This is a genomic window from Actinomycetota bacterium, from assembly GCA_005774595.1.
Lineage (GTDB): Bacteria > Actinomycetota > Coriobacteriia > Anaerosomatales > D1FN1-002 > D1FN1-002.
The window spans coordinates 1-7460 of the sequence record VAUM01000072.1 but is presented as its reverse complement, the minus strand read 5'-3'; the positions used below and the strand labels follow the sequence as shown (position 1 = coordinate 7460).

7 protein-coding genes and 1 pseudogene are annotated in these 7460 nt (G+C 72.6%); 5 read left to right on the top strand and 3 right to left on the bottom strand.

Annotated elements, in window-relative coordinates; translation table 11 throughout:
• The first annotated feature begins 347 nt into the window (after positions 1 to 347).
• The 5 genes and pseudogenes from mgtE to FDZ70_04465 all read left to right on the top strand — a co-directional run bounded on the left by mgtE (position 348) and on the right by FDZ70_04465 (position 4906).
• On the top strand, positions 348 to 2210 hold the full coding sequence (gene mgtE / locus FDZ70_04485; protein ID TLM78093.1) for a magnesium transporter: 1863 nt from the start codon (positions 348 to 350) through the stop codon (positions 2208 to 2210).
• Entirely contained in the window at positions 2207 to 3472 is a 1266-nt protein-coding gene (locus tag FDZ70_04480) for a divalent metal cation transporter (protein ID TLM78092.1), read from the top strand. Before mgtE ends, FDZ70_04480 begins: the two co-directional genes overlap by 4 nt.
• Positions 3469 to 4053, top strand: coding sequence for a 5-formyltetrahydrofolate cyclo-ligase (locus tag FDZ70_04475; protein ID TLM78091.1), 585 nt, complete (start codon positions 3469 to 3471; stop codon positions 4051 to 4053). Before FDZ70_04480 ends, FDZ70_04475 begins: the two co-directional genes overlap by 4 nt.
• Before the next feature lie 187 nt (positions 4054 to 4240).
• Positions 4241 to 4354: pseudogene (locus FDZ70_04470) on the top strand (peptidoglycan endopeptidase).
• A 318-nt stretch (positions 4355 to 4672) separates the two neighbouring features.
• The gene (locus FDZ70_04465; protein ID TLM78090.1) at positions 4673 to 4906 is read left to right on the top strand and encodes a hypothetical protein; all 234 of its coding nucleotides are present in this window, start codon (positions 4673 to 4675) and stop codon (positions 4904 to 4906) included.
• 13 nt (positions 4907 to 4919) lie between these two features.
• Here FDZ70_04465 and FDZ70_04460 read toward each other — a convergent pair whose 3' ends face one another.
• From FDZ70_04460 to FDZ70_04450, 3 genes are read right to left on the bottom strand one after another with little or no spacing between them, the layout of a single operon-like run.
• On the bottom strand, positions 4920 to 6071 hold the full coding sequence (locus FDZ70_04460) for a polysaccharide deacetylase family protein (protein TLM78089.1): 1152 nt from the start codon (positions 6069 to 6071) through the stop codon (positions 4920 to 4922).
• A 2-nt stretch (positions 6072 to 6073) separates the two neighbouring features.
• The gene (locus FDZ70_04455) at positions 6074 to 6589 is read right to left on the bottom strand and encodes a YbaK/EbsC family protein (protein ID TLM78088.1); all 516 of its coding nucleotides are present in this window, start codon (positions 6587 to 6589) and stop codon (positions 6074 to 6076) included.
• 1 nt (position 6590) lies between these two features.
• Positions 6591 to 7226, bottom strand: a complete 636-nt coding sequence (locus FDZ70_04450; protein TLM78087.1) for a GNAT family N-acetyltransferase — start codon at positions 7224 to 7226, stop codon at positions 6591 to 6593.
• Positions 7227 to 7460 lie beyond the last annotated feature (234 nt).

The following is a 7460-nucleotide window of genomic DNA, read 5'->3' as shown; positions in this document are numbered from 1 at the left end:
CGGCACTACGTCGGACAGTGCTTAAACCACTGACGAGGGAGCGGGGCCCCAGGCACGTTCGCCGGACCGCGCGCACGCGCGCGCCCCCGGCGGGCGACCCGCGCGAGCGCACCCATGCGCCCGCGCACCCGCAGCCCTCGTCCGCACCCGCGGCCGGGGGCCTTTCTTTCGCCGTCAACGACCTGCAGCCGAACGAAACGGACCTGAGTGAGACCTCCGAGTCCCTAGGTCCCGGCTCCCGACTCTCGTCGGGGCCCGGGGCCCGACGAAGACCCTGGCCGCCGCGGCCACGGGCGCGCCCCACGCGCGCCCGCCCGCGGCGCGGACGCAGGGAGGGAGTAGCGAGCATGATCTACCTGACCCGGATGCTGGGGCGGCCGGTGATCGACGCCGCCGGCGAGACCATCGGCACCATCAGCGACGTCGCCATCGCCACCGGCGAGGTCTTCCCGCGCGTCACTGCCCTGGCCTTCACCGGCCCGGACAAGACGCCGTTCATGCTGTCGTGGCGCAAGTTCGTCGACGAGTTCGACCCGGACAAGGTGACGCTGAACGCCGCGCGAGCCGACCTGCGCTTCTCGTACCTCCAGCCCACCGAGGTCCTGCTCGCGCGCGACCTGCTCAACAAGCAGATCGTCGACACCCAGGGCATGAAGGTCGTCCGCGTCAACGACCTCAAGCTCTCCGAATCGCGCAGCCAGCTGCGGCTACTCGGCGCCGAGGTCGGCATACGCGGCATCCTGCGCGGCATCTCACCGGCGCTCGAGACGGGCGCCGACGGGCTGCTGCGCGTGTTCGGCCGCCGCGACGGCCTGGCCGAGAGCATCATCGCGTGGAACTACATGGACCTGCTCGACCGCGACCTGTCGCACGTGCGGCTCTCCGTCACCCATAAGCGCCTCCACGAGCTGCACCCCGCCGACGTCGCCGACGTCCTCGAGCAGCTCTCGCCGTCCCAGCGCGCCAAGGTCTTCGAGCACCTCGACAACGCCTCGGCGGCCGAGGCGATCTCCGAACTCGAGGACGAGCTGCAGGCCGACGTCATCGACGACCTCGGCGATCAGCGCGCGTCCGACATCCTCGAGATGATGGACCCGGACGACGCGGCCGACGTCATCGGCGACCTGCCGTACGACAAGGCCGAGATGCTGCTGCGCCTGATGGGCGTGCAGGAGGCGCGCGCGGTCCGCAAGCTGCTCGGCTACAAGGAGAAGACCGCCGGCGGCATCATGACGCCCGAAGTCACCACTGTGACCGAGGACATGACCGTCGGCGAGGTCATCGACCACCTGCGCGAGGGCGCGGCCGAGAACGAGTCCATCTACTACGTCTACGTCACCGGCGAGGACGGCCGGCTGACCGGCGTGCTCTCGCTGCGCGACCTCATCGTCAGCGCGCCCGAGACGCCCGTGCCGGACATCGCCGAGCGCGAGCTGTTCACGGTCGGCCCCGACGACGACCAAGAGGATGTCGCGGAGCTGATGGGCAAGTACGACCTGCTCGCGATGCCCGTCGTCGACGAGACCGGGCGCGTGCTCGGCATCGTCACCGTAGACGACGCCCTCGACGTCCTCGAGGAGGAGGCCGAGGAGGACCTCGCGCTGGCCACCGGCTCGGCGTCGCGCGAGCGCGGCGTCGCGGCGAACGTGGGCGCATGGATCGCGCGGCGCAGCGCGTGGGCGGTCATCTGGATCGCGGCGCTGGTGGGGGTGTTGGTGGCGAACGCCGAGTACCTTGGAAACGACCAGCACGTCTTGTACCTGCTACAGACGCTTTCCGTCGCAGCTGTCCTGCTCCCATTGCTGCTCCGCACCGCCGAGGAGTCCTCATCGCGCGCGGTCGCCCAGCTCATCGAGGGTGACGACGAGCTCGCGCCCCTCGGCCGCCGGATTCTCGCCGAGGGCGCGGTCGGCACCGTGATGGGCGCGGTCGTGGGTGTCGTCGCGTTCGTCGTCAAGGAAGCGTTGTACGGCGAGGTCCTCGACAGCGCCACCTTCGCGATCGCGACCATGGCCGCCGTTCTGCTGACCGTGCTGGCGGGCTCGTTCTTCGCCGAGATCGCCCGCAGGCGCACCGAGGCCGGCAAGCGCGTCTCGATCACGACCCTGTCCATCGCGACGATGCTGCTCTCGGTCGCCGTGTACTTCGCGCTCATCTGGGCCGAGACCGCCTTCTTCTTCGCGCCGGTCGTGGGGGCCGTCGTCCGATGACCGCCCGCGTCACAGAGGCTGCGCCCCGCACGGGGCGCTGGCGCCGCGTGTCGCTCGTGCTGGCGGCGCTCGGGCCCGGCATCATCGCCGCGTCCGCAGGCAACGACGCCGGCGGCATCTCGACCTACTCGGTCGCGGGAGCCGAGTTCGGCTACCGCATGCTGTGGCTGCTGCCCGCGATGACGCTCGCGCTGATCGTGGTGCAGGAGATGGCGGTGCGGATGGGCGCCGTCACCGGCAAGGGCTTCGCGGCGCTGATCCGCGAGCGCTACGGCATCCGGCCCTCGCTGTTCGCGATGACCGCGCTGCTCGTCTCGAACGCCGCGACTTCCGTCTCCGAGTTCGCCGGCATCGCATCGGCGATGGAGCTGCTCGGGGTGAGCCGGTACGTCGCGGTGCCGCTGGCCGCCGCGCTCGTCTGGCTGCTGGTCGTTCGCGGATCCTACCGGCGGGTGGAGAAGATCATGCTCGCGGTCTCGTCGGTGTTCGTCGCGTACGTCGCGGCGGCATTCCTCGCCGGTCCGGATTGGAGCCAGGTGGCGCGAGGCACCCTCGTCCCGTCGGCGGCGATGGAGCCCGAGTTCATCCTGATCGCCATCGCCATGGTGGGTACGACCATCGCGCCGTGGATGCAGTTCTTCGTCCAGGCCAACGTCGTCGACAAGGGCGTCACAGCCGCCGACCTCCCCGTGCAGCGCATCGACGTGGTCTCGGGCACCGTGGCCGCCGGTGTCATCGCCTGGTGCATCGTGCTCACCACCGGCACCGTGCTGGCGCCCGCCGGCGTGAAGATCTCGTCCGCAGCCGACGCCGCCACCGCCCTCGCACCCGTCGGGGGGCAGCACGCGGCGTGGCTGTTCGCCGCGGGCCTGCTGGGCGCGTCGCTCCTCGCGGCATGCGTCCTCCCGCTCACCGCCGCGTACGCGTTCTGCGAGGCGTTCGGGTTCGAGCGCGGCATCGACCGCTCATGGGCCGAAGCCCCGGTCTTCAACGGCATCTACACCTTTGTGATCCTGTTCGGCGCGGCGTTCGTCCTCCTGCCCGGCCTCGACCTCATCTCGATCATGGTCATGTCGCAGGTAGTGGGAGGCGTGCTCCTGCCCTTCCTGCTCATCTACATGATGGGCATCGTCAACGACCGCCGGATCATGGGCCGGCACGTCAACGGCCGCACCTTCAACGTGATCGCCTGGACCACCATCGTCGTGGTCATCGCGCTGTCGGCCGCGCTGCTCGTGCTCACCGTGCTCGGCGTGGGATGATGCGGCCCGTGAGCACCGCCGACGACAAGCGCGCGCTCCGGGCCCGTGCCTGCGAGGCGCGCGACGCGATCGCGCCCCGGGCCCGCACGGCGGCCTCAGAGGCCGCGTGCGCGAATCTCGTCGCCCTGCCGGAGTTGGCCGACGCGCGGCTCGTTCTCGGCTACGCCGCCGTCGGCACGGAGCTCGACCCGGCCGCCGCGCTCGACCACCTGCACGCGCTCGGGGTGCGCATCGCCTACCCGCGTGTCGAGGGCACGACCGCGCTCTCGCTGCATGTGTGCGCTCGCGAGGCGCTGCAGGCCGGCGCGTACGGCATCCCCGAGCCGCCGGTCGGCGCGCCGGCCGTCGCGCCACACGAGCTCGACGCCGCAGTCGTGCCGGGCGTGGCCTTCGACTCGGCGTGTGCGCGGCTCGGGCACGGCGCCGGCTACTACGACCGCCTGCTGCCGGAGTTGCGTGCCGACGCGCCGCTCATCGGCCTGGCCTTCGACGAACAGGTCGTCGGGCGCTTGCCCGACGAGACCCACGACGTGCCGATGGACGTGGTGGTGACGCCGGACGCGGTGTACCGTAGGCCGTGAGGTGACGGCCGTGCCCGAGTACACACCGCAGACCGAGGCCCAGATCGCGCGCGTGCTCGCCCAGCGCGGCAGCGTGTCGGGGTACGACCTCGCGGGACTGGAGGAGGCCGAGGCGCGCGCCTTCCTCGCGCGCTACGCCGCGGACCACGTCGCAGACGGCGTCACCCTCGAGGACGGCGTGCTGCTCGCGCCGGCGCCCCCGCCACCGACGCTCCCGCTCCCGGGACCCGCTCCGGCCGCGCCACAGCCGGCGGACGCCTTCGGCGTGCCGGCGCCGCCGCCCGACTTCCCCCCGGCGCCGGACGGCAAGGCCTCGCCCTGGCTGTGGCTGCTCACACTGTTCTTCGCACCGCTCGGCGGCGTGGTCGCGTGGGCGCTGTCGAAGGACCGCGACCCGAAGGCCGCCCGCGCGCACCTCGTCGCGAGCGCGCTGCTCGTGGTGCTCCCGGTCTGCCTCGGCCTCGCCGCGGCGCTGCTGCTGCCCGCCGACCTGCGGCAGCAGCTCGCGGACCCCGGCCTGGCCGGGAAGCCGGCCGCGTGGACCGCCTCGGCGAGCGGGAACCCGGTCTACTACTACTTCGGGACGGCCACTTGACCCGCATGTGTCGAGATGAAGCCTGTGGTCGACAGGCTGCGGCGGCGCTACGAGGGCAGGATCGACTTCATGGTGTACGCCGACATGAACACGGACCCCGACGCGAGTGACTACGCGAGGCAGCAGGGTGTCGAGTACGTGCCCACCTCGGTGCTCGTGTCGCCGACGGGCGAGGAGCTCGAGCGCTGGGTCGGCGCGCAGCCCGAAGGCACGGTGAGCGCGGCGTTCGACTCCGCGCTGGCGGGCGCCTCTCCGTAGCGCGCTACGCCGCCTACCGGCTCGCGGCGGCCTCGATCTCGGCGAGCTCGTCGAGCGTGACGAACGTGTATCCGCGCCGCTTCAGCTCGCGGACGACCGCCTCGAGCGCCTCGATCGTCTGAGCGCGGTCGCCGCCGCCGTCGTGCAGGAGGACGACCGCCCCCGGCTTGATAGCGCCGACCGTGCGCTGGGCGATGGCCGTGACACCCGGCCGCCTCCAGTCCCACGGGTCCACCGACCACATCGCGACCCGCAGCTTGCGCGCTTTCGCGACCTCCGCGAGCGAGGGGCTGAGCATCCCCTTCGGCGGCCGGAACCACGTGGGCGTCGCGCCGGTCGCGCGACGGATGGCGGTCTGGGCGGCGTCGATCTCCTTGGCGGACGCCACCCACGGCGTGCTGTTGTCCGTCGTGTGCGACCAGGTGTGGTTGCCCGCCTGGTGCCCCTCGTCCACCACGCGCCTCGCGAGCGCGGGGTACCGCTCGGCGCTCGCCCCGAGCATGAAGAACGTCGCCTTCGCGTCGTACTCATCGAGCAGCGAGAGCACCCGTTCGGTCTGCCCCGGCCACGGGCCGTCGTCGAACGTGAGTGCGACGACCTTCAGCCCGCCGGTGCCCCCCGAGCGCACGATGCGCACCGGCCTCGGCTCCACGAGCACGGTCTCGGAGACCACCCGGCCCGACGCCGCGCCGATCGTCACGCGCGAACGCCCCGCGCGACCCTCGTCGAGCACCTCGGCGATGGGGCCGGCACCGATCTCGACAGTGGGCGGCTCGATGACCGTCTCGGTCGTGTAGGTCGACTCCACGACGTCGGCGCCCGCGGTGTACGCCAGCACGTCGCCCGGGTAGACGCGCGCAGCCGCCGGCACCTGCGCGCCGTCGCGCCGCGCGGCGACCGGCCCGCCGGCGCCCGTCTCGACCACGGAACCGTCGTCTGCAGCGAGCAGGTCACCCGGGGCCGCCGAGGTCAGTCCGGACGCCTGGACGTCGCCGACGGTCGACCCCCACGAGGTCTCGACCGCACGCCTGTCGACGATCACGCCGATCGCCGAGAACGGCCGGTACACCGCCGTCATGAAGCCGGCGGCGACCAGTGCGAGCGCGAGCGCCTCGACGAGGCGTGCGCGTGCCGGGCCCGGGCGGACGACCTCGTGGGTGCGCATGCTCACGACTCGTGCGAGACGCGTGCCACGCGCCCGCCCGTGACGTCGAGCAGTTCGGCGAGGCTGACCCGCACCATCGAGTTCGGGGTGCCGCCGGCCGGGAAGAGCGTCTCGTACCGGCCGAGCGCCTCGTCGACGAGCACGGCGAGCCCGCCCGGCAGGTCGAACGGGCAGACGCCGCCGATCGAGTAGCCAGTCGCCTCGCGCACGAGCTCGCGACCGGAGAACACCGCCTCACCGGCCGCGCCGCACTCGGCCGCGATGGCGGCCGCGTCCCCGCGCCGGTCGCCCGCGACGAGCACGAGCACCGGGGCGTCGCGGGCCGTGAACACGAGTGACTTGGCGATCTGGCCGAGCTCGCAGCCCATCGCCTCGGCCGCGGCCGCAGCGGTCTTGGTCTGCGCCGGGTCATCGAAGACGGTGAGCCGGTCCGCCCACCCCCGCTCGTCGAGCCACGCGCGCACGCGCTCGGCCGAGCCGGCGCGGCGCTTCCCCTCGGCGGTGCGCTCGCCACCCACGCTAGCGGCTCCCCACCCACGGCTCGGGGACGCGGCGTGCGACGCGCAGCGGCATCCGCAGCGAGTCGAGCACCGACTCGAGGTCCTCGCGCCAGACCGCGAGCGAGCGCAGGTCCATGCGCATGAGCGGCATGTCGGGATGCGGCCGCACGACGGTGAATCCCAAGCGGAGCAGGAACTCGACGCCCACCATCGGCGAGTGCGCGTAGTCGACCTGGCCCGCCACGCCGTACGCCTCGACGGCGCGCTCGCCGCGCTGGACGAGGTCTCGCAGCGCGGCCTGCATGAGCACCTTGCCGAAGCCGTGCTGCCTCGCCTCGGGCACGATGTGCATGCATGCGATGAGCGGCGCGTCGCCTGTGGGCGGCCCCGCCGGCATGAGTGCGGCTTGCGGCAGGAACGCCGGCGGCGCGTACTTGATCACGCCGAGGACCTCGCCGTCCTCCACGACCACGCGCCCGCAGTCGCCCCACTGCGCGTTGACGTACGCGATCCAGCCCTTGGCCGTCTCGACGTCGGTCTCGGCGCCGCACCGCGCCTCGAGGCGCTCGGCCGACTCCCAGAACACGCACCCGAGGCACATGTCGGGCAGCTTCTCGGCGAGCTCGGGGGTCAGTGGTCTGAACTTGCGTGCCACGGCGGCGTGTCCGTCCTACTCCTCGTCATCGGGACGCAGCGCCTCGGCGAGCGTCGCGCGCATGCCCTTCCACGCGCGCCGTGCGATGCGCCCGGTCGTCCGTCCCGCTTGCGATTCCGAGACCATCTTAGCGGCTGCCATGCCGGCCGCGGTGACCTTGATGCCCGCCTCCCGCGCTAGGCCGGCCGCCGTGCCCGCCGCCTCGCGCGCCGCCGCCTTCGCGGTGCCCGCGAC